Annotated in this window: 20 protein-coding genes; 9 read left to right on the plus strand and 11 right to left on the minus strand. The window is 64.0% G+C overall.

Going from position 1 to position 19,189, the window contains the following annotated elements; genetic code table 11:
• Positions 1-24 precede the first annotated feature (24 nt).
• The 5 genes from ABEA18_RS01255 to ABEA18_RS01275 form a co-directional block, all read right to left on the minus strand.
• The gene (locus ABEA18_RS01255; RefSeq protein ID WP_345447187.1) at positions 25-792 is read right to left on the minus strand and encodes a type 1 glutamine amidotransferase domain-containing protein; all 768 of its coding nucleotides are present in this window, start codon (positions 790-792) and stop codon (positions 25-27) included.
• Between the two features lie 109 nt (positions 793-901).
• Entirely contained in the window at positions 902-1,381 is a 480-nt protein-coding gene (locus ABEA18_RS01260; protein WP_345447190.1) for an RpiB/LacA/LacB family sugar-phosphate isomerase, read from the minus strand.
• Positions 1,378-3,111 (minus strand): dihydroxyacetone kinase family protein, encoded by a 1,734-nt coding sequence (locus tag ABEA18_RS01265; RefSeq protein WP_345447193.1) that lies wholly within the window; start codon positions 3,109-3,111, stop codon positions 1,378-1,380. Before ABEA18_RS01265 ends, ABEA18_RS01260 begins: the two co-directional genes overlap by 4 nt.
• A 33-nt stretch (positions 3,112-3,144) precedes the next feature.
• Positions 3,145-3,921, minus strand: a complete 777-nt coding sequence (locus tag ABEA18_RS01270; RefSeq protein WP_345447196.1) for an SDR family NAD(P)-dependent oxidoreductase — start codon at positions 3,919-3,921, stop codon at positions 3,145-3,147.
• A gap of 29 nt (positions 3,922-3,950) precedes the next feature.
• The gene (locus ABEA18_RS01275) at positions 3,951-4,775 is read right to left on the minus strand and encodes a sugar phosphate isomerase/epimerase family protein (RefSeq protein WP_345447199.1); all 825 of its coding nucleotides are present in this window, start codon (positions 4,773-4,775) and stop codon (positions 3,951-3,953) included.
• Positions 4,776-4,968: 193 nt separating this feature from the next.
• On the opposite strand from ABEA18_RS01275, the gene ABEA18_RS01280 reads away from it, so the two are divergent.
• The 7 genes from ABEA18_RS01280 (at position 4,969) to ABEA18_RS01310 (ending at position 11,125) form a co-directional block, all read left to right on the plus strand.
• The gene (locus ABEA18_RS01280) at positions 4,969-6,306 is read left to right on the plus strand and encodes an MFS transporter (RefSeq protein WP_345447202.1); all 1,338 of its coding nucleotides are present in this window, start codon (positions 4,969-4,971) and stop codon (positions 6,304-6,306) included.
• A gap of 50 nt (positions 6,307-6,356) precedes the next feature.
• Positions 6,357-7,220, plus strand: a complete 864-nt coding sequence (locus ABEA18_RS01285) for a transketolase (RefSeq protein WP_345447205.1) — start codon at positions 6,357-6,359, stop codon at positions 7,218-7,220.
• A complete protein-coding gene (locus ABEA18_RS01290; RefSeq protein ID WP_345447209.1) occupies positions 7,217-8,239 on the plus strand; it encodes a transketolase family protein in 1,023 nt (340 codons plus the stop codon). Before ABEA18_RS01285 ends, ABEA18_RS01290 begins: the two co-directional genes overlap by 4 nt.
• Before the next feature lie 122 nt (positions 8,240-8,361).
• Positions 8,362-9,021 (plus strand): GntR family transcriptional regulator, encoded by a 660-nt coding sequence (locus ABEA18_RS01295; protein ID WP_345447212.1) that lies wholly within the window; start codon positions 8,362-8,364, stop codon positions 9,019-9,021.
• Positions 9,022-9,097: 76 nt separating this feature from the next.
• Positions 9,098-9,304: an antitoxin MazE family protein gene (locus ABEA18_RS01300; RefSeq protein ID WP_059389418.1), complete on the plus strand. Its 207-nt coding sequence runs from the start codon at positions 9,098-9,100 to the stop codon at positions 9,302-9,304.
• Positions 9,301-9,627: a type II toxin-antitoxin system PemK/MazF family toxin gene (locus tag ABEA18_RS01305; protein ID WP_345447215.1), complete on the plus strand. Its 327-nt coding sequence runs from the start codon at positions 9,301-9,303 to the stop codon at positions 9,625-9,627. Before ABEA18_RS01300 ends, ABEA18_RS01305 begins: the two co-directional genes overlap by 4 nt.
• Positions 9,628-9,724: 97 nt before the next feature.
• Complete coding sequence (locus ABEA18_RS01310; RefSeq protein WP_345447218.1) at positions 9,725-11,125, plus strand: MFS transporter; 1,401 nt, start codon at positions 9,725-9,727, stop codon at positions 11,123-11,125.
• Between the two features lie 16 nt (positions 11,126-11,141).
• Here the strand turns inward: ABEA18_RS01310 and ABEA18_RS01315 are convergent, their stop codons facing one another.
• On the minus strand, positions 11,142-13,532 hold the full coding sequence (locus ABEA18_RS01315; protein WP_345447221.1) for an ATP-binding cassette domain-containing protein: 2,391 nt from the start codon (positions 13,530-13,532) through the stop codon (positions 11,142-11,144).
• 57 nt (positions 13,533-13,589) lie between these two features.
• Positions 13,590-13,949, minus strand: coding sequence for a VOC family protein (locus ABEA18_RS01320; protein WP_284984128.1), 360 nt, complete (start codon positions 13,947-13,949; stop codon positions 13,590-13,592).
• 166 nt (positions 13,950-14,115) lie between these two features.
• Between ABEA18_RS01320 and ABEA18_RS01325 the strand changes: the two genes are divergently transcribed.
• Positions 14,116-14,595 carry a YybH family protein gene (locus tag ABEA18_RS01325; protein WP_345447226.1) on the plus strand — a complete coding sequence of 160 codons (480 nt, stop codon included), beginning with the start codon at positions 14,116-14,118 and terminating at the stop codon, positions 14,593-14,595.
• Here the strand turns inward: ABEA18_RS01325 and ABEA18_RS01330 are convergent.
• The 4 genes from ABEA18_RS01330 to ABEA18_RS01345 form a co-directional block, all read right to left on the minus strand.
• Positions 14,592-15,062 (minus strand): NUDIX hydrolase, encoded by a 471-nt coding sequence (locus tag ABEA18_RS01330; RefSeq protein ID WP_345447229.1) that lies wholly within the window; start codon positions 15,060-15,062, stop codon positions 14,592-14,594. The genes ABEA18_RS01325 and ABEA18_RS01330 overlap by 4 nt on opposite strands.
• 19 nt (positions 15,063-15,081) lie before the next feature.
• Positions 15,082-15,714 (minus strand): TetR family transcriptional regulator, encoded by a 633-nt coding sequence (locus ABEA18_RS01335; RefSeq protein ID WP_345447232.1) that lies wholly within the window; start codon positions 15,712-15,714, stop codon positions 15,082-15,084.
• A 477-nt stretch (positions 15,715-16,191) separates the two neighbouring features.
• On the minus strand, positions 16,192-16,503 hold the full coding sequence (locus ABEA18_RS01340) for a putative quinol monooxygenase (RefSeq protein ID WP_345447234.1): 312 nt from the start codon (positions 16,501-16,503) through the stop codon (positions 16,192-16,194).
• Positions 16,504-16,512: 9 nt separating this feature from the next.
• Entirely contained in the window at positions 16,513-17,547 is a 1,035-nt protein-coding gene (locus ABEA18_RS01345) for a LacI family DNA-binding transcriptional regulator (RefSeq protein WP_345447236.1), read from the minus strand.
• A gap of 239 nt (positions 17,548-17,786) precedes the next feature.
• Between ABEA18_RS01345 and ABEA18_RS01350 the strand changes: the two genes are divergently transcribed.
• A complete protein-coding gene (locus ABEA18_RS01350; protein WP_345447238.1) occupies positions 17,787-19,142 on the plus strand; it encodes an NAD(P)H-dependent oxidoreductase in 1,356 nt (451 codons plus the stop codon).
• Positions 19,143-19,189 lie beyond the last annotated feature (47 nt).

The raw sequence follows: 19,189 nt of genomic DNA on the forward strand, positions 1-19,189 counted from the left end.
CGCCAGTATCAATAAGCTGCAGCGTTAGTGCTCTGAGTCTGCCGCAGCAGCCTTTTTGGCGTCCTTCTCTGCGCGAAGGGCCTCGGACTCGTGCTGTTCCTCGGCCTTTTCCTGGCGGATGACCACCGCCAGGAGCTTCTCCATCTCTTTCGCAACGCCGGCGGCGGAGGCTGGGTTCTGCCCGGTCACCAACCGCTCGGAGACTGCGACCTTCTCTGCGAAGACGTCGGCGAACACGTGGATCGCGCCCTGTTCCTTGAGCCGGTCGGCCAGGAAGAACGGGATGACCTTGTCCATGCCTGCCGCAACTTCTTCATCGTTGGTGAAGGCCGCCACTTCCCGGCCCCCGATGAGCCGGAACCCGTCGGCCAGGTCCACGTTCACCAAACCCGCCGGTCCGTGGCAGACGGCGCCAACCACACCACCGGCGTCGTAGACACTCGCAACCAGGTTCTGCAGGCCTTCGCTGTCCGGGAAGTCCCACATTGTGCCGTGGCCTCCCACGAGGAAGACCGCGTCGTACTGGTTCGCATCAACGACGTCCACGCGGGCCGTGTTGTAGAGACCGGCGCGCGTAGTCTCGTCCGTCGTGAAGGCAACCTGGATGGGATCCTGTGAGTCCACTTCATCCTGCGGGGGCTGGCCGCCCTTGATGGAGGCGAAGTCGACGAAGTGTCCGGAATCCTTGAAGACCTTCCACGGATGTGCAGCCTCGGCCACGTTGTAGCCGGTCTTCTTTCCCGTATCGCCGAGTTCGGAAACGCTGGTCAGTACCATGAGGATTTTCTTCATGAGATGCTCCTATCGTCCCCATCCACCCTACGCCTTGGCCAAATTCGGGCCCACCCCCGGCGCTGTAGCACCCAACTGACTGGCAGTTGGGACCGGGAGACAGGACGACTCAGCAGCCCTCGAAATCCGTGAGCACCTTGACCTTGTCCGCCGACGCCGAGGCCGGGTCGAAGGCATAGCCGAGCCATTCACGTGCCAACCTGCTGGCTAGTTCCACCCCGACTACGCGCTGGCCCATAGTGAGCACCTGGCAATCATTGGACAGGATGGAACGCTCCACGGAGAAGGAATCGTGGGCCGTGGTGGCGCGGATTCCGTCCACCTTGTTCGCTGCGATGGCCACGCCGATTCCAGTGCCGCAGAACAGGATGGCCCGGTCTGCCTGGCCGTCCCGGATGAGTTCACCAGCCTTGATCCCCACGTATGGGTAGGGCCTGGTGAAGTCCTCCGGGGAGTCGCTGCGGTTGACGCCAATATCGATGATTTCGCTGACCCGGGGATCGTCCCGCAGGTCCGCCATGATCCGGTTTTTGTAGTCCACGCCTGCTTCGTCGGCGCCCAGGATGAGTCGGAAACCTTTCGTGGTCATGCCGCGACCTTCCCAGCACTCACAAGGTGCGGGCCCATGACTGTGAAGATCATAGCCAGCGACGTGGCTCCGGGGTCGGCTGTGCCCACGCTCTTCTCGGCGAGCGGGCGGGCCCTTCCTTTGAGCGGACGGAGGGAAGCCGTGGCTTGCGCAGCCGAGGTGGCCGCTGCGGCAGCTTCGGCCCAGGCAACATCCGGAAGGACACCCTCGGAGGTGCGCTTGCTGAAGGTTTCGGCGAAGGGGAGCAGGGCGTCCACCATGGTCTTGTCACCTATCTCGGCCTTGCCCAGATCAGTGATCCGCGCAGCGAACGCTGTCACGGCCGCGGCAAGTTCAGCCGGTTCCGGCGCCTCGTCGTTGCCAAGGGATTCGCCGAATGCCCGGAGGCCCGCGCCCCACAGGACGCCCGAGGTTCCGCCGGCTTTATCCGCCCAGGCGTCGCCTGCGGCTGCCAACATATCGCCGGCTCCGGCACCATCGGCCAGGGCCTTCGCGGCTGCGGCAGTGCCGGCGTCGATTCCGCGGACCATCCCGCGGCCGTGGTCGCCGTCGCCCGCTACCGCGTCCATGTCTCCAAGGTGGGATTCGGCGTCGTGCAGTGCTTTCCGGGCCGCCTCAAGCGCGTCCGCGCAGCTCGCGGCGTAGTTGCGCGAGTCGAGGGTGGCCGCAAACTCTGCGGCGACAGGGCCGCCGTCGAACGCTTCCTCCGCAAGCTGGCCCCCAGTCAACAGCGCCGCGTTGCCGCGCCGGTAAGCGGGAGTTTCGGCCGGCGCCGTCCAAAGCGGTTCGAGTTCCTCGTCGAGCCAGGTGATGGTGAGGGAGACGCCGGACATGTCCAGACTGGTGACCAGTTCGCCGACCTCCGGCATGACCAAGGTGTACCCGGCCGCGCGCAGCAACGGAGCCACGGTCAGCCACAGGACGAAGAGTTCCTCGTGTTTGGTGGAGCCGAGTCCATTGAGGATGACCGCGATGCGGTTGCCCGCTCCGTGCGGAGTCTCCGCCAACAGCCGAGCGACGAGTTCCTGGCCGAGTTCCTTGGCCGGCGGCAGCTCGGTATCGAACAATCCGGGCTCGCCGTGGATGCCCAGGCCGAGTCCCATCTGCTTGTCCTTGAGGGTGAACAGCGGCGCGTCGGCGCCCGGGAAGGTGCAGCCGTGGAAGGCGCTGCCGATGGTACGGGTCAGGCTATTGGCCTTCCGCCCCAAGCGCACGACGTCGGCCAGCTCGGCTCCCGCTTCGGCGGCGGCGCCCATGATCTTGAAGACCGTGAAGTCGCCCGCGATGCCGCGGCGTTTGGCGGATTCCGACGGCGGCGCGCTCGCAATGTCGTCCGTCACCAGCACGTTTTCCACTGCGATGCCTTCCGCAGCCAAGCGCTCGCTGGCCATGCCGAAGTTCAGGACGTCCCCGGCGTAGTTGCCGTAAGTGAACACCACTCCGGCGCCGCTATCAGCTGACTTGGCCACGGAGTAAGCCTGTTGTGCGGACGGCGAGGTGAAGATGTTGCCCACGACGGCGCCGTCGGCCAGTCCCGCGCCGATGAGTCCGGCGAAAGCCGGGTAGTGCCCGGAACCGCCGCCGGCCAGGACCGCGACCTTGGGCTGCTCGGGACGGTGGCGACGCACTGCGCCGCCGGGAACCTGGCGCACCAGGCCGGAGTGGAGGTCGCAGAAGCCGGCGAGGGCTTCGTCTGCGAAATCGGCGGGATCGTTGAAGATTTTGGTCATCGTGGGCTCTTTCGGCTACGGATGTGGGGACTGCTAGTGGATGTGGCTTCCACCATTGATGTCGATGGTGGTGCCTGTGAGGTAGGCGGATTCCTCGGAAGACAGGAACGTGATGACGGCGGCGATTTCCTCGGTGGTGGCATTGCGGCCCAGGGGGATACCTGCGTTGATGGCGGCTTCCTGCTCGTCGGTGCTGCCGACGCGGATGTTGGTGTCCACGGCGCCCGGAGTGATGGCGTTCACGGTGACGCCGGTTGCGCCGATTTCGCGCGCCAGTGCCTTGGTGAAGCCGAGGATGGCTGCCTTTGCTGCGGAGTAGGGGACCTTGCCGAAGACGCCGCCGCCGCGCTGGGCGGAGACGGAGGACATGTTGACGATGCGGCCCCAGCCACTGGCGATCATGTCAGGCAGGAAAGCCTTGGTCACCAGGTAGGTGCCTGTGGCGTTCACGTCCATGACCTTGTGCCAGAGTTCCAGCGTGGTTTCGAGGAACGGCACAGGGGAGGTGATGCCCGCGATGTTGGCGAGGGCGCCGACGGCGGGAAGGGTGCCGGCGCTGATTTCCGCGGCGACTGCTTTGTACGCCGCGTTGACGGAAGCTTCGTTGGCGACGTCGATCTCGTAACCGAACGCAGGGACGTTGAACTGGTTGCCGATTTCCGCCGCGACCTTGGCGGACTTCTCGCCGTCGAGGTCCAGGATCACCACGGCCCAGCCGTTACTGGCGTAGCGGCGTGCGGTGGTGATGCCGATGCCCCGGTCCGAGGTTGCCCCGGTGAGGACGGCGGTGCGCTGGATGGTGGTGGTCATGATGCTCCTTGGATTTGTTGTTGTGAAAGTCAGATGAGGTCTGTGATGAAGCTGGCGGCTTTGGCGGCCGCTGCCGGGCGCTCGTCGTGGGTGACGTCGCGGGTTTCGAGCTCGAGCGAAAAGTGGCCGCTGTAGCCGGTAGCTGCCAGCGAGCTGAGTCCGGCGGCGAAGTCCGCCTGGCCGTTTCCGATGCTGAGGTTGATGTTGCCCGGTACAGCGTCCCGCAAGTGGACATGTGCTATCCGGCCGCGATGGCGTTCGATGTAATCGAGCGGGTCTTCGCCTGCGGCGACGATGTGGCTGAAGTCCATGACAATCCCGACGCCGGAGCCCGCCAGCCGTGCGGCCAGCAGTTCGGCGCGTTCCAGGTTCCAGCAGAACCGGAGGAAGTGCAGGGATTCGGTCCACAGTTCGACGCCGAACTCCGCCGCGCGCTGTCCGGCACCGATGAGTCGGGCGGCGATGGTGTCCAGGTCTTCGTCGAGGCTGCGGACAGGATCGTGTCCCAAGGCGCCGCAGGGGAGGACCAGAGCCTTTGCTCCAGTGTTGGCGGTAAGGGTGAGCAGCGCATCGAGGTGGCTTTGGCGTGCGGCGAGCTGGCCGGCGTCGAGCACTGCGTTGAGGTCGCCTATATCGCCGTTGACTGAGCGGACCCGCAACCCAGAGGCGGCGACCTCCGCAGTAACGGCCGCGACGGCGTCGGAATCAAGCTCATAGGGGACGTGATCGCAGACGCCCGGCAGTGCGCCGAGGTCGATTTCCTCAAAGCCCAGGCCATTGATGGTGCGCAATGCCGTGGGTAGATCCTGGTGCCGGAAGCTGATGGACGAGCAACCGAGTCGGGAGTTGAACATCTTCGTTTCCTCCAGTCGTGCCCGAAGGCGGTAGTGATGGGAACCACAGTAGCTAAGTTAACTGTTAACAGTCAACCCTTGAAGTTGACTGTTGACAGAAGTAGATGATGCAGGTCACACTGGCATATCATGTGTTAACAGTCGACAGTGCTGAAGCGCCTAGCCTCAGTCGCTCTTCGAAAGGGATTCACCAATGAGCAAAGAAGCTCTGACCATGCGCGGTCCGGTCCACGGCACCAAGGACGCCCGACGCGTCGCCATCGGCTCCGGTGTGGGTGCAGTCATCGAAACCTATGACTTCATCGGCTTCGGCACCGCGGCTGCCCTGTACTTCGGAACGGCCTTCTTCCCCACGGGCGATCCCGTGACCGGAACCCTCGCCGCTTTCGCGACCCTCGGCGTCGGCTTCGCTGCCCGTCCTATCGGCGGCATCATTGGCGGCCACCTTGGCGACAAGCTGGGACGCAAGCCCGTCCTCGTAGCCTCGTTGATCCTGATGGGCGTGGCCACGTTCCTGATCGGCCTTCTTCCCACCTACAGCCAAGTGGGCCTCTTGGCGCCGGCACTACTCGTGTTCGTCCGCATCGTCCAAGGCCTGGCTTTCGGAGCCGAGTGGGGCGGCGCAATCCTGATGAGCTACGAGCACGCACCGTGGAAGAAGAAGGGAAAGTACACCGGCATCGTCCAGGCAGGATTCCCCGTGGGTCTCCTGCTTGCCAACCTGACGTTCCTTGTCAGCGTCCAGCTGGGCGGCGAACTCGCCTGGCGCATTCCGTTCCTCGCCAGCATGGTGTTGGTTGTCGTCGGCTTGATCATCCGCTCCAAGGTCCCGGAATCCCCGGTCTTCGACGAAGTCAAGGAGAGCGGCGCAATCGTGAAGTCGCCCATCGTCGAGGTCCTGAAGACCGACTGGCGGAACATCGTCAAGGGAATCGGCCTCCGCATTGCCGAGACCGCAGGCTACGCCGTCTCCATCACGTACATGATTTCCTACTTGAATGGCCAGCACCTGGCGGACAAGACCCAGACCCTGGTAGCCCTCTGCATCGCTTCAGCCATCGGCATCTTCGCAACCCAGGCCTGGGCGCGGCTGACGGACAGGATCGGACGGCGTCCCGTCTACATCTGGTCCTGCGCCTTTGCGGTCCTCTTTGCCATCCCGATGTTCCTGCTCGTCAACACCGGTATGTTCATCTTCATCATTGCCACGATCGCCGTCTCCTACGGCGTCTGCCAGAACTCCCTCGCCGGCGCCCAGGGCGCCTGGTTCCCCGAGTTGTTCCAAGCGAAGACCCGTGCCTCCGGCGCGTCACTGGCCTACCAGATCTCGGCCACGATCTCCGGCTTCACCCCCTTCATCACCACCCTGCTCTTCGTCGCCATGGGTTGGATGGGCCCGGCAGTGCTCTTCGGCCTGTACGCCGCGATCGGCCTCTGGGCTGCATTGGCTACCCGCGAAACCTGGGGCAAGAAGGAACGTCAGTTGGCCGATGAGGCCACCAAAAGCACTCCCCAGTCGGTGAATGTCTAATGACGGTGGCGCAGGACCAAAACACGGCAGGACGAATCGGAGAGACCGCGATGGAACGCATCGAACGCGTAGGCGCAGCCGCAACCCGGATCCGGCACCACGCCCTCAACATGGGCGAAGTCCAGGGGCAGGGCTACGTCGGCCAGGCGCTCGGAGCGGCGGACATGCTCGCCGCAGTCTATGCTGACCAGCTCCGCTACCGTGCCAATGATCCCGAGTGGGAGGGCCGGGACCGTTTCCTCCTCTCCACGGGCCATTATGCAATCGGACACTACGCGGCTCTGGCCGAGGCCGGGATCATTCCCGTCGAGGAGCTCGAAAGCTACGGCTCGGACGATTCCCGCCTCCCGATGTCCGGGATGTCGACATACACGCCGGGCATGGAAATCTCGGGAGGGTCGCTTGGCCACGGGCTCTCCATCGCTGTCGGAATTGCCCTTGGCCTCCGGCGCCGCGCTCAATCGGAAGAGGGCTCCAGAGCGAGGGTGTACAACTTCCTCTCGGACGGGGAGCTTGACGAAGGGTCCACGTGGGAGGCCGCCATGGGCGCGCACCACCACCAACTGGGGAACCTCACCGCGATGGTGGATATCAACGCCCTCCAGGCAGATGGCAAGACGGACACCGTCCTCCGGACCGAACCCGTGACGGAGAAGTGGGAAGCCTTCGGCTGGTACACCCAGCGGGTGGACGGGAACGACGTCGGCGCGTTGCTGGCCGCGTTCGACAACGCAGCCGCCCAGGCCGCCGCCGTCGGGCGTCCTTCCGTCATCCTGTGCGACACGAAGGTGGGGCGCGGCGTGCCGTTGCTCGAGGAACGTGAAAAGGCGCACTTCATGCGCATCGAAGAACACGAATGGCAGCTCTGCCGCAAGCAACTGACCGCAGGATCCAACGGGAAGGCCGGCCGATGAGCACCGTCACCGCTTCGAAGGGCGCGGCTTTGAAAGGCGCGGCGCCCAAGCTGAAAACGTCGGCCATGATCGCGTCCTTCGCCGACCCGGGCCAGAAGACTTCGTCGGCGCCTTTCGGCCACGCGTTGGTGAAGGCCGCCGAGGCCGACCCGCGAATCGTCGGGCTTACCGCCGACCTGGGCAAATACACGGACATGCATATCTTCGCGAAGGCGTTCCCGGAGCGGTTTTTCCAGATGGGCATGGCTGAGCAGTTGCTCTTCGGTGCGGCCGCAGGGTTGGCCGAGACCGGCTTGGTGCCGTTCGCCTCGACCTATTCCGTGTTCGCCGCGCGCCGGGCCTACGACTTCCTGTGCCTCGACATCGCCGAGCCGAACCTCAACGTGAACATCGTGGGCGGACTCCCGGGCCTCACCACGGGTTACGGCCCCAGCCACCAGGCCACCGAGGACATGGCGATCTTCCGCGGCATGCCGAATCTGACCATCGTCGATCCATGCGACTCCGTGGACATCGAACAAGCTGTGCCACAACTGGCCGCCAGCGACGGTCCCACCTACCTGCGCCTCCTCCGCGGCAACGTCCCCACCGTGCTGGACGAGTACGACTACACCTTCGAACTCGGCAAGGCAAAGGTGCTTCGTGGTGGCAACGACGTTGTGTTCGTCTCCAGCGGGCTGATGACCATGCGCGCCCTGCAGGCAGCGGAGGCACTGGCCGCGCACAAGGTGGACGTCGCCGTCGTGCACGCGCCCACCATCAAACCGTTCGACGCCGCCACCGTTCTGGCGGAACTGAACACTGACCGCCTGGCCGTCACGCTGGAGAACCACAGCGTGGTGGGCGGCTTGTTCGAAACCGTGGCCTCCGCGGTGGTCACCGCTGGGCTGGGCAAACGAGTGGTGCCCGTGGCGCTTCCCGACGAGTTCCTCGACGCCGGCGCGCTGCCTACCCTGCACGAGCGCTACGGATTGTCCGTGCAGCGCATCGTGGCAAAGGTCCTTGCGGAACTGGGCTGACCCTGGTAATTCCTTGGCGGGAGCGCGGAGCAGGCGTCGGCCGGTTCCGCGCTCCTGCCGTAAGATCAACAGTTAACACACCGACTGTAAACAGTCGACCACTGACATTGAGGACGGACAAGATGGCCGGAGCAACAGCACCCCTTCTGGGACTGGAAAAGAAGAGCCTCCGCGAGCAGGCGCTCTCCGCCCTGCGTACCGCCATCACGAGCGGAGAGTTGGAACCTGGACGGCACTTGGTGGAAACCGAGCTGTCGGACATGCTCCAGATCAGCCGCGGAACGCTCCGGGAAGCCCTGCGTCAACTCGAGCAGGAGGGCCTGCTGTCCGCAGGGCCCCGCGGCAGGCTCTCCGTCCGCCACCTCGATGCCAAGGAAATCCGCGATATCTACTCGGTTCGGGCCGCCTTGGAATCCCTCGCCGCGCGTACGCTCTGCGAGTTGCCGGACCGCCAACAGGTGATCACTTCGCTGCGCTCCGCCATCGACGCCATGGCCGCCGCCGCCAAGGGAAGCCTCGAGGAACGGATCGAGTCCGACCTGGAATTCCACCGCACCCTGTGCCGCCTCACCGGCAACGAGACCCTGCTCCATTCCTGGGAATCGCTGGAGGGATCCATTCGGATGTCCATCATGTTCGCCGGCCTTGAAAAGGGCGTCAAGAACATGAGTGTCGAGCGGCACCACGACATCGTGGCCGCCATCGAGACCGGCGATGTTTCCCTTGCACGCAAGACCATCCTCGAGCACATGGACAGCGCTGCCGCGGAGCTGGTGGCTTAGCGCTCGACGGCGGCACATCGAGTGAGGGCATCTCTGAACCTGTCGCCACAGCGGTGTTACATGTAACATGGATTCCATGGCAGTTCGAGATCGGGTCAGCGAGTACCGTAAGCGGATGCGCGAACACGGCTTCCGCCCAATCCAGGTGTGGGTACCGGACGTTCGGGCCGACGGTTTCGACGCCGAAGCACACCGGCAGGCCGCTGCCGCAGCAGCTGCTGATCGCCAGTCCGATGACCAGGAGTTCATCGAGGCTGTGTCAGCGCCTTGGGACGAAGAGTGAACCGTGGCGAACTCTGGACCGTGGCTGGCGGTGTCTACGCCTCCAAGCCGCGGCCAGCGCTTGTGATCCAGGATGACCGATTCGACGTCACCGATTCCGTCACGGTTCTTCCTCTGACAACAACCCTCATTGACGCACCCCTACTTCGGGTCAGTGTCTCAGCTTCAGAGCTGTCCGGCTTGCGGCAGGAAAGCCACGTGATGATCGACAAGTTGACGACGGTCCGGCGTTCCAACGTGCAAAGCCGCGTCGGCCGTTTGACATCCGCACAGCTCGTAGAGATTGAAAGAGCTTTGCTGGTGTTCCTTGGACTTGCCGGTTAGCGCATCGTCGGGTAACTGCACCTCCGTTGAGGGTCACTGCCAGTACCCCTCAAGACAGAGACTCCCTCATGTTCTTCCTGGGCTGTTTCCTTAAACCATGACTCGCCCCGAAACCACCTTGCCGGCTCCGGTTCCTCCCTCGGCCATGGCCGAAGCGCCACGGGCACGGCTCACGCTCACGATTGCGTCGCTGGGATTCTTCCTGATCACCCTCGACATCCTGATCGTCAATGTCGCGCTCACCAGCATCGGCAAGGAACTCGGGGGCGGAACGGCCAGCCTGCAATGGGTGATCGACGGCTACACGCTGATGTTCGCGGCGTTGTTGCTTTTCGCGGGAAACCTGTCGGATCGGATCGGCGCGAAAAGGGCGCTGGGATGGGGCATCGGACTGTTCTTGGTGGCGTCCGTCGCGTGCGCACTCGCGCCTACCTCGGGAGTCCTCATTGCCGCGCGCTTCCTCCAAGGAGGTGCGGCATCGATCATGCTGCCGGCATCGATGGCGCTGATCCGGCAAGCCTTTCCCGATCCCCGCCGTCGCGCACATGCCCTCGGGATCTGGGCGGTCGGCGGGGCTGTTGCCGGAGCCGTGGGACCGCTTGTCGGCGGCCTCCTCACCACACTGGACTGGCGGCTCGTGTTCGGCATCAACCTTCCCGTCTGCATTGCGATGCTGATGCTCCTCGCTTCTGTCGCCACATCCCCCCGACGGCCGACTCCGTTCGACTGGGCCGGCCAGGCCGCGGCGATCGTTGCCTTGACCGCGTTGATGTACGGCCTCATCACGGGAGGGACCGAGGGCTTCGGCACGGTACCCGTCATCGGCAGCCTGGTCCTCGCAGGGGTTAGCCTCGCGGCTTTCCTCTTGATCCAGGCGCGCGGCCGGCACCCGATGATGCCGCTCGAGCTGTTTCGCTCCACCGGCATGAGAATTTCGCTCTCAGTCGGTTTCGCGTTCATGGTGGGCCACTTCGGGACCGTTTTTGTGGTCAGTCTTTTCCTCCAACAGCACCTCGGGCTGACACCCCTTCAGGCCGGGTTCACTTTCCTTCCTTCGGCGGCGTTCAGCATCGTCGGCAATATAGTCAGCGGAACCCTCTCGAACCGCTTCGGGACGGGGGTGCCAGTCGTCGTCGGATTGACGTCCATGGTGGTGGGGCTCACCGCGATGCTTCTCACTGCGCCGCTGGGATCGCCGCTACTCGTCGGTGCCTTCCTGATTTTCACGGGTACCGGTGGATCGATCGCGATGCCTCAGGTCACCGCCGTCGTGCTCGCGAGCGTCCCGGGCGAAAAGGCGGGCACGGCAAGCGCAGTCTTCAATACCTTTCGCCAAGTGGGCGGCGCAGTCGCCATCGCAGTCTTCGGTGCCCTCATCGCCGATCGCAGCAACTTCGTCCACGGAATGCAGGCAAGCTTCATCATCGCGGCGTCACTTCTCCTCCTCACGGCGCTCGCCAGCCTCTTCATCCACTCGCCGGGCGCCCCCAAAAGCTAGCCAACCGTCCGTCAGCTCACCGGCCGACGTAGGCTGCCAGGTGCTCGCCGGTGAGGGTGGAACGCCCGGCGACGAGATCGGCGGGAGTGCCCTCGAAAACGATCTGTCCGCCGTCGTGACCGGCGCCGGGGCCGAGGTCGATGATCCAATCGGCATGCGCCATGACCGCCTGGTGGTGCTCGATGACGATGACAGACTTCCCGGAGTCCACGAGCCGGTCGAGCAAGCCGAGCAGCTGTTCGACGTCGGCGAGGTGCAAGCCCGAGGTTGGCTCATCGAGAACCAGCACGCCGCCCTTTTCGCCCATGTGGGTGGCCAGCTTGATCCGCTGCCGCTCGCCGCCCGAAAGGGTGGTGAGAGGCTGGCCGAGGCTGAGGTAGCCGAGTCCGACGTCGGCCAGCCGCTGCAGGATCGCGTGGGCTGCCGGGATCCTGGATTCGCCCGCGGAGAAGAACTCCTCGGCCTCTTGCACCGACATCGCCAACACCTCCGCGATGTTGCGGCCGCCGAGGCGGTACTCAAGCACCGATGCCTGGAACCTCTTGCCTTCGCATTCCTCGCACGGAGTGGCTACGGTGTCCATGAATCCGAGATCCGTGTAGATGACGCCCGCGCCGTTGCACGTGGGGCATGCCCCTTCGGAATTCGCGCTGAACAGCGCCGGCTTCACGCCATTGGCCTTCGCGAACGCCTTGCGGATGGGCTCGAGCAGGCCGGTGTAGGTCGCGGGGTTGCTCCGCCGGGAGCCCTTGATTGCCCCTTGGTCGATCGAAACGACGCCGTCTCGCTTGGACAACGAGCCGTGAATCAGCGAGCTCTTGCCGGATCCGGCGACGCCCGTGACGACAGCCAGAACCCCGAGCGGAATGTCGATGTCGACGTCGCGCAGGTTGTTCTCGCTCGCGCCACGGATCTCCAGTGCGCCGGCGGATATCCGCACCGTCTTCTTGAGGGTTGAGCGGTCCTCGAGGTGACGCCCAGTCAAGGTGCCGCTTGAACGCAGTCCTTCGAGGGTGCCTTCGAAGACCACTTCGCCTCCGGCGGTGCCCGCGCCGGGACCGAGGTCGACGACGTGGTCGGCGATCGCAATTGCCTCCGGTTTGTGCTCCACGACGAGCACGGTGTTGCCCTTGTCCCGCAACTGCAGCAGCAGTTTGTTCATGCGCTGGATGTCGTGAGGGTGCAAGCCGATGGTGGGCTCGTCGAAGACGTAAGTGACGTCGGTAAGCGAGGAGCCCAAGTGCCGGATCATCTTGGTGCGCTGCGCTTCACCGCCGGAGAGCGTACCTGCCGGCCGGTCGAGCGAGAGATAGCCGAGTCCGATCTCCGCGAACGAGTCGAGGAGGTGCCGCAGCCCTTTGAGGAGCGGCGCCACCGATGGTTCATCGAGGCCGCGCACCCATTCGGCAAGGTCGCTGATCTGCATCGAGCACGCGTCGGCGATGCTGATTCCCTTGATCTTGGACGAGCGGGCGGCCTCGGTGAGCCGGGTGCCATCGCAATCGGGGCAGATCGTGAACGTGATGGCCCGCTCCACGAAGGCACGGATGTGCGGCTGCATTCCCTCCGGATCCTTCGAGAGCATGGACTTCTGGATCTTGGGAATCAGGCCCTCGTAGGTCAGGTTGATTCCCTCGACCTTGATCTTGGTGGGCTCCTTGTGGAGCAGGTCGTGGAGTTCTTTCTTGGTGTACTTGCTGATCGGCTTGTCCATGTCGAAGAAGCCGGAGCCGCTGAAGATGCGGCCGAACCAGCCGTCCATGCTGTAGCCGGGGATGGTGAGTGCGCCCCCGCTAAGCGACTTGCCGGCGTCGAACAGTGCGGTCAGATCGAAGTCCGTGACCGAACCCCGCCCTTCGCAGCGCGGGCACATACCGCCGGTGATGCTGAAACTCCGCCGCTCCTTCGTCGTCGTGCCGCCTCGCTCGATAGTGACCGCGCCCGCGCCCGAGACTGAAGCCACGTTGAAGGAGAACGCTTGGGGCGAACCGATGTGCGGCTGGCCAAGCCGGCTGAAGAGCATGCGCAGCATGGTGTTCGCGTCCGTAGCAGTACCCACAGTGGAGCGGGGGTTTGCGCCCATGCGCTCCTGGTCGACGATGATCGCCGTCGTGAGCCCTTCGAGCAGGTCCACATCCGGCCGCGCCATGGTCGGCATGAACCCTTGCACGAAGGTGCTGTACGTCTCGTTGATCATGCGCTGCGACTCCGCGGCGATCGTGGCGAACACGAGGGAGCTCTTGCCCGAACCGGAGACGCCCGTGAACACCGTCAACCGGCGCTTCGGCAGCTCGATGCTGATGTCTTTGAGGTTGTTTTCCCGCGCGCCCTGTACGCGAATCAGATCGTGGGTGTCAGCAGTATGCAGCCCAGGCGACTGCGTGTCCATGCTCGTGGCCGTGCTCATCGTGTCTCCATCTTTTACGCGGGGTCGTCTTCGCAGTCTTCGTCGGCGTCTGGTTGGCTATTGAGGATCCTGAAGCAGCCCGAGGACGTTGCCGTCGGGGTCGGTCACGGTGGCAACCAGACGGCCGCCCCCGACGTCGCGCGCTGCTTCCTTCAGGGTAGCGCCGGCGGCCGTCACCTCGGCCAGCTTCGCCTCGATGTCCGAAACGTGCCAGTAAGCAACGGGTGAGGTCATGGCCTGAGGTCCGCCTCCCGGAACGAGCCCGATGTGCTGGCCCGCGACGTCGAAGCCGACGTAATACGGCCCGTCGGCCTGCGGCGGTATGCCGAGCAAAGCCGTGTACACGGCCTTCGCAGCGGCGAGGTCGGAAACGGGATGCAGCACGGTCTTGATTCCCTCGTTGGAAGAGTCGCTCATGATCACTCCTGAAGTCATTAGGGGACGAAGCTGGCGTGGACGGTGTTGTCCATGACCGCCATTCTAGGCGCGGCCCGAAAGCGGCGCTTCTCCATTCCTGACCGGTCTGTGGCCGGGAGATTCGTTCTATGGACATCCCTGTTGAGCGGTGCCACGATGACCGAACATGGCCCTTGGCGTACCGCGCGAGGGCGAAGCGAGGCTGGAGGAACCAATGCCGGATTCCGATCTCGATCTGATGGTGGAGAAGTACCATCGAGCGCTCGATGCGTTCGTCAAGGGAGACCCGGAGCAGCAGAAGAAGCTGTTCTCAAAGAGCGACGACGTCACTCTCGCTAATCCTCTCGGCCCGCCTGCGCGGGGCTCGAGCGCGGTCGAGGCGACCATGGATCGGGCGTCTTCCGGGCTGAGGGAGGGCGAGCCCATCAGATTCGAACGAATCTCCGGGTATGTCGGGACGGAGCTTGCGTACATCGTCGAAATCGAATGGGCACGGGCCAAGGTTGGCGGATCTGATGAGGTGTCCCCGATACCCCTACGGGTGACGACGATTTTCCGCCGGGAAGACGGTGAGTGGAAGGTCCTCCACCGCCACGCGGATCCCATACTTTCCGCGCGGCCAATCGAGTCGATCGTCCAGGCCTAGCGGCTCCCGATGTGCCGGATCAGCGCGTCGAGGATCGGGACCTGCCCGCTCACCAGTTTGGCGCGGGCAACGGCCTCCGTGGCCCAGACCGCGTGGTCGATCTCGGGGTAGCTCCGGATCACGCCTGATCCTTTCGGCCACTCCAGCTCGAAGGTGTTGCTCACGATTCGGCCGGGGTCGAAGTCCGACTCCGCTGTGAAAGCCGCCACGAGTTTGCCCGACGGTTGCCGGAAGTTGCCCAGCTGGTGATATTCGACCGCGGGCGGGGGAGTCCCCATCTCCTCGGCGAATTCACGTTTGGCGGCCACCAGGGGATCCTCGTCTTCGAGGTATTCGCCTTTGGGAATGGACCAGGCGCGTGCATCCTTATGGGCCCAGAACGGGCCGCCCATGTGGGCTATCCACACTTCCAATTCCGCCGTGGAGCTCCGACGGTACAACAGAATGCCTGCGCTTCGAACAGTCATTTGCCCTCCCAGGCATAGGTTATCTGCCGGGTCGGACGGTCGGAACCCGCAGCACTCCCAAGGCCTCTACCAAATACGGGACCGGATCCGCATCCGTGCCGGCGGCCCACTGCATCCAGGCCTCGAAAGTCGCCCCGAGATAGGCGGCGCACAGATAGCCTGCCGCGCTTTCGGTGACGCCTTGCGCCAGGAGGTAATGCCTCGCCCGTTCCCGCTGCGGAGCCAGGGCATCGTAACTTCTGCTCGCCAGCTCAGGGTGCTCTGCAATCAGGCGCAGGCGCCCGCGCGTGACGGAAAGGTCCGGGATCGCCGAAGCCCCGGCGATGGCAGCCGCGCGCAGTCCGGCGAGGATGCCGCCGTCGGAAGTGTCGCCGTCGGTGGGGCCCGCGGTTCGGGCGTTCTCCAGTACCTGTCCGGAGGCTTCCACCACCGGCTCGATACCACCCCAGACGAGGTCAGCTTTGCTCGGGAAGTAGCGGTAGAGGCTCTTCCGTCCGATTCCCGCAGCGCGTGCGATGTCCTCCATTGATGTCCGTTCGTAGCCGTTCTCGGCAAAAAGACGGAGCGCGACGCCGGCCACGGCGTCCGGATCAATTGTCGCCGGGCGTCCGGTGGAGCGCCCGACGCCGGGCTTCGTATGGTCTGAGGGCATCTCTCCAGTATCCACTCTTACATAATGACACGGAGTGTCATAAGGCGAAGGAAACGCCACCACACGTTCGGGAGGAACAACATGGGCAACGAGACTACATGGCAGGAAGCCGCCATCAATGGCCGTTTTGCCGGGCTCGATTCGAATAAGAGATGTCTTTCCACATCTGCTCGGCGTCCATTGGGCCGAGCACCAGCGACCGGACAGGTCTCTCAAACCCAAAGAGGGATAACCGGCGTGTGAGCAGGTTACAGGCGGAATCGGCCATTAGGAGGTTGATGTTCCCGAATTGAGTGGCCCGAAGAGGGAAATTGAGTGGTCCGAAGGGGAAAATTGAGTGGCCCAGAGGAAAATAGGCGTGCAAGCCACCGTCCCCGCTTCCGACTGCCGCTGGTCGGCGCTGCAGGGCCTTTCTTTAAAGCGAGACGACGACGGCGGGAGCGTCCCGCCGTCGTCGTCTCGTGTTCCTCGTTTTTCCTAGAGGGCGCCTTGGGCCGGCGTTCCCGCAGGGATCGGCTCGTGGCGCATCACGTCGACCGGGCGTTCAAGGAGCCCGTCCAGGGCCGCGTTAAGTCTTTTGACCGGTTCGCCGCCGCCGTGGGCGTCGAGCAGTTCGGCGGACTCCCACTTCTCGATCATGAGGATCTGGCCGTTCGGTGAGTCGTGGATGGCGTAGAGCAGACAGCCGGGCTCCTGGTGGACTTCCGCGATGGCCGGGGACAGGGCGGCGACGACCTGGTCGAACGATCCTACCTTGGGGGTGAACGTGGCGGTGACGACGACGGGCATGGGTTCTCCTTAGTGAATAGCGGTTTGGGCGAGAGGCGCGCAGCTGTTGCGGGCCAGGAAATCTGCTTTGACTTCGATGAGGCGAGGGCCGTCGGACAGTTTGCCCTGCATCCTGCCCAGCACCAGTTCGAGGGAGTGTACTGCGAGCATGTCCAGGGGCTGCCTGATCACGCTGAGCGGCGGTGACATGAGTTCGGTCCAAGGATTGTCATCGAAGACGATCACGGAGAGTTCCTCCGGGATTCGGATGCCGGTTTGGACCAGCCGCCTGACCGAGCTTTGCACCTGGGCGGTGTTGGCCACGATGAGGCACGTTGGTGGCTGGGGCATGGCGAGGAGGGAGCCGACGGCGTCCCCGCCCGAGTCGCCACGGAACGGTACATCTCGGATCAGGAGCGGGTCGACGGCGAGGGAAGCGTCCTGGTGCGCGGCCCGGTAGCCGTTGATTCTTGCCCGTCCGGTCGATGTGCTGCGCGGACCTGTCACCAGGGCTATCCGTGTATGGCCGAGGCCAATGAGGTACTCCGTGGAGCGCTTGGCGGAGTCAAAGTTCTCGATGCTGACGACGTCCACATCGGTGAGTTCGTCTATGGTGCGGTCCACGAACACCACATTCACGCCCAGGTCCTGCAGGCGCGCCCACTTTTCGATGTTTCCTCCAGTGGGAGTTGCTATGACCCCGCTGACGGAACGGTCGAGGAGGGTGTCCAGGGAGTCGGCTTCCAGGTGCGGATCCTCCTGGGTTGTCATCAACACCACTTGGATCCCGTGGCTGCGGGCCTCCCAGACGATGCGGTCAGCGAGGCGTGCAAAGAACGGGTTGGACAGGTCAGTGACCACCAGGCCAATGGTGAGCGCGTGTCCTGCGCTCAGTTCGCGGGCCGCGGCCCGGGGACGGTAACCCAGTTCGTCGATCACCCTGAGGACGTCCTGCCGCTTGGCAGGCGCCACGGGTCCCGAGTCCGGATTTAACACCCGGGACACCACGGAGACGGAAACGCCCGCGGTCGCCGCGACATCGCGAATGGTCGGGGCCTTCTTCACCGCTCCTCCTTGAGGGAATCGATTGGGCATACGTCTTATGCTGCGGCTCCTCGCGGCCCACCGTCATCGTCATGAAGGCGCTTGGCTTGGAGTCGTTGACACAGCTTAGCACCGGGTGGTACAAAAGTGGAACCGGTTCCACTCCGGATAGTTTTCACGCAAAACGCGACAAAGAAGTTGTCCCTCCGCTCAGGCGGCCAGGTTTCCTTCGCATCGCACTCCTATGAAGAGAGACTCCAGTGAACCTTCACAAACTCCTTGTCGACCGCGAGCAGGAAGGCCGTCCCATCAGGGTTGGCCTCATTGGTGCCGGGCGTTACGGCACGATGTATCTAGCCCAGTCCAACAACATTCCCGGGATCCACGTGGTGGCCATCGCCGACATCAACGTGAAGCGTGCAGAAGGCGCTTTCGCCCTTGTCGAATGGCCGGCCGAGCAGATCGCCCCGGACATTGCCACGGCACTCAAGGACCGCACAACGGCAATTGTGGCCAACGCCGACGAACTGTTCGACGTAGACATTGACGTGATCGTGGAGGCCACAGGCAACCCGATCGTGGGAATCAAGCACGCCCTGCGCGCCATCGAAACCAAGAAGCACATCATCATGGTGACCGTTGAGGCTGACGCGTTGGCGGGCCCGGCTCTGGCTAAGCGTGCAGAAGCCGCCGGCGTCGTATATTCGATGGCCTACGGCGACCAGCCGGCCCTCATTATGGAGTTGGTGGACTGGGCACGTACCAGCGGATTCGACGTGGTCTGCGCGGGCAAGGGTGCCAAGTACCTGGAGCACTACCACGAGATGAATCCGGACAACGTCTGGGAGAACTGGGAATTCTCGAAGGAACTCACGGACTCCGGGCAGCTCAACCCGTACATGCACACCTCGTTCCGGGACGGCACTAAAGCGGCAATTGAGATGGCCGCCGTCGCCAACGGTGCGGGCCTGGCGCCGTCGGACTCCGGGCTCAGTTTCACGCCGGGCAACGTTGAGGAGATCGCCACGATTTGCCGGCCGAACGAGGTCGGGGGCTCGCTCGCCCATGAAGGCAGCGTGGATGTCATGTCCAGCGTGAACCGTGATGGCAGCTGGATCAGCCACAACACCCAGGAAGGCGTCTTCGTCGTTGTCAAGGCAACAAACGCATACGTTTCCGGCTGCTTCAACGAATATCCGTGGCACCCGGACCCGACAGGCCAGTACGCGGCCCTGTACCGCCCGTATCACTACGTCGGCCTCGAACTGAACGTATCGATCGCAAATGCGGCGCTCCGGGGAATTGCGACCGGCGCACCCGTCGGTTTCTTCGGCGACGTGGTCGCCACCGCCAAGAAGGACCTCAAAGCCGGCGAGTTCCTCGACGGCGAGGGCGGATTCACGGTATGGGGCAAGCTGGTGTCGGCCAAGCATTCGGTGGCTACGGGGGCCCTGCCGGTGGCCTTGGCCCACCACGTGGAATTGCGCAACGACATCGCGAAGGGAGCGATCGTCCGCTGGGACGACGTCATCATTGATGACTCGCTGTCCCAGGCCCTTGAGCTGCGCCGCGAAACCGAAGCGTTCATCGCCCAGGCCGCCCCCGTGGGCGCCTGACCAACCCCTTGCTTCCGTCATCCGGATCGCATCCTTCCAATGAAGAA

This window comes from Arthrobacter gyeryongensis (genome assembly GCF_039543785.1).
Classification (GTDB): Bacteria; Actinomycetota; Actinomycetes; order Actinomycetales; family Micrococcaceae; genus Arthrobacter; species Arthrobacter gyeryongensis.

Coding starts and splice junctions, on each gene's coding strand:
- ABEA18_RS01310 (WP_345447218.1), top strand. CDS start 9,725: ATGACTCGCCCCGAAACCACCTTGCCGGCTCCGGTTCCTCCCTCGGCC.
- ABEA18_RS01330 (WP_345447229.1), bottom strand. CDS start 15,062: ATGACTGTTCGAAGCGCAGGCATTCTGTTGTACCGTCGGAGCTCCACG.
- ABEA18_RS01260 (WP_345447190.1), bottom strand. CDS start 1,381: ATGACCACGAAAGGTTTCCGACTCATCCTGGGCGCCGACGAAGCAGGC.
- ABEA18_RS01265 (WP_345447193.1), bottom strand. CDS start 3,111: ATGACCAAAATCTTCAACGATCCCGCCGATTTCGCAGACGAAGCCCTC.
- ABEA18_RS01325 (WP_345447226.1), top strand. CDS start 14,116: ATGGCCCTTGGCGTACCGCGCGAGGGCGAAGCGAGGCTGGAGGAACCA.
- ABEA18_RS01290 (WP_345447209.1), top strand. CDS start 7,217: ATGAGCACCGTCACCGCTTCGAAGGGCGCGGCTTTGAAAGGCGCGGCG.
- ABEA18_RS01285 (WP_345447205.1), top strand. CDS start 6,357: ATGGAACGCATCGAACGCGTAGGCGCAGCCGCAACCCGGATCCGGCAC.
- ABEA18_RS01270 (WP_345447196.1), bottom strand. CDS start 3,921: ATGACCACCACCATCCAGCGCACCGCCGTCCTCACCGGGGCAACCTCG.
- ABEA18_RS01255 (WP_345447187.1), bottom strand. CDS start 792: ATGAAGAAAATCCTCATGGTACTGACCAGCGTTTCCGAACTCGGCGAT.
- ABEA18_RS01320 (WP_284984128.1), bottom strand. CDS start 13,949: ATGAGCGACTCTTCCAACGAGGGAATCAAGACCGTGCTGCATCCCGTT.
- ABEA18_RS01275 (WP_345447199.1), bottom strand. CDS start 4,775: ATGTTCAACTCCCGACTCGGTTGCTCGTCCATCAGCTTCCGGCACCAG.
- ABEA18_RS01295 (WP_345447212.1), top strand. CDS start 8,362: ATGGCCGGAGCAACAGCACCCCTTCTGGGACTGGAAAAGAAGAGCCTC.
- ABEA18_RS01340 (WP_345447234.1), bottom strand. CDS start 16,503: ATGCCCGTCGTCGTCACCGCCACGTTCACCCCCAAGGTAGGATCGTTC.
- ABEA18_RS01280 (WP_345447202.1), top strand. CDS start 4,969: ATGAGCAAAGAAGCTCTGACCATGCGCGGTCCGGTCCACGGCACCAAG.
- ABEA18_RS01335 (WP_345447232.1), bottom strand. CDS start 15,714: ATGCCCTCAGACCATACGAAGCCCGGCGTCGGGCGCTCCACCGGACGC.
- ABEA18_RS01300 (WP_059389418.1), top strand. CDS start 9,098: ATGGCAGTTCGAGATCGGGTCAGCGAGTACCGTAAGCGGATGCGCGAA.
- ABEA18_RS01315 (WP_345447221.1), bottom strand. CDS start 13,532: ATGAGCACGGCCACGAGCATGGACACGCAGTCGCCTGGGCTGCATACT.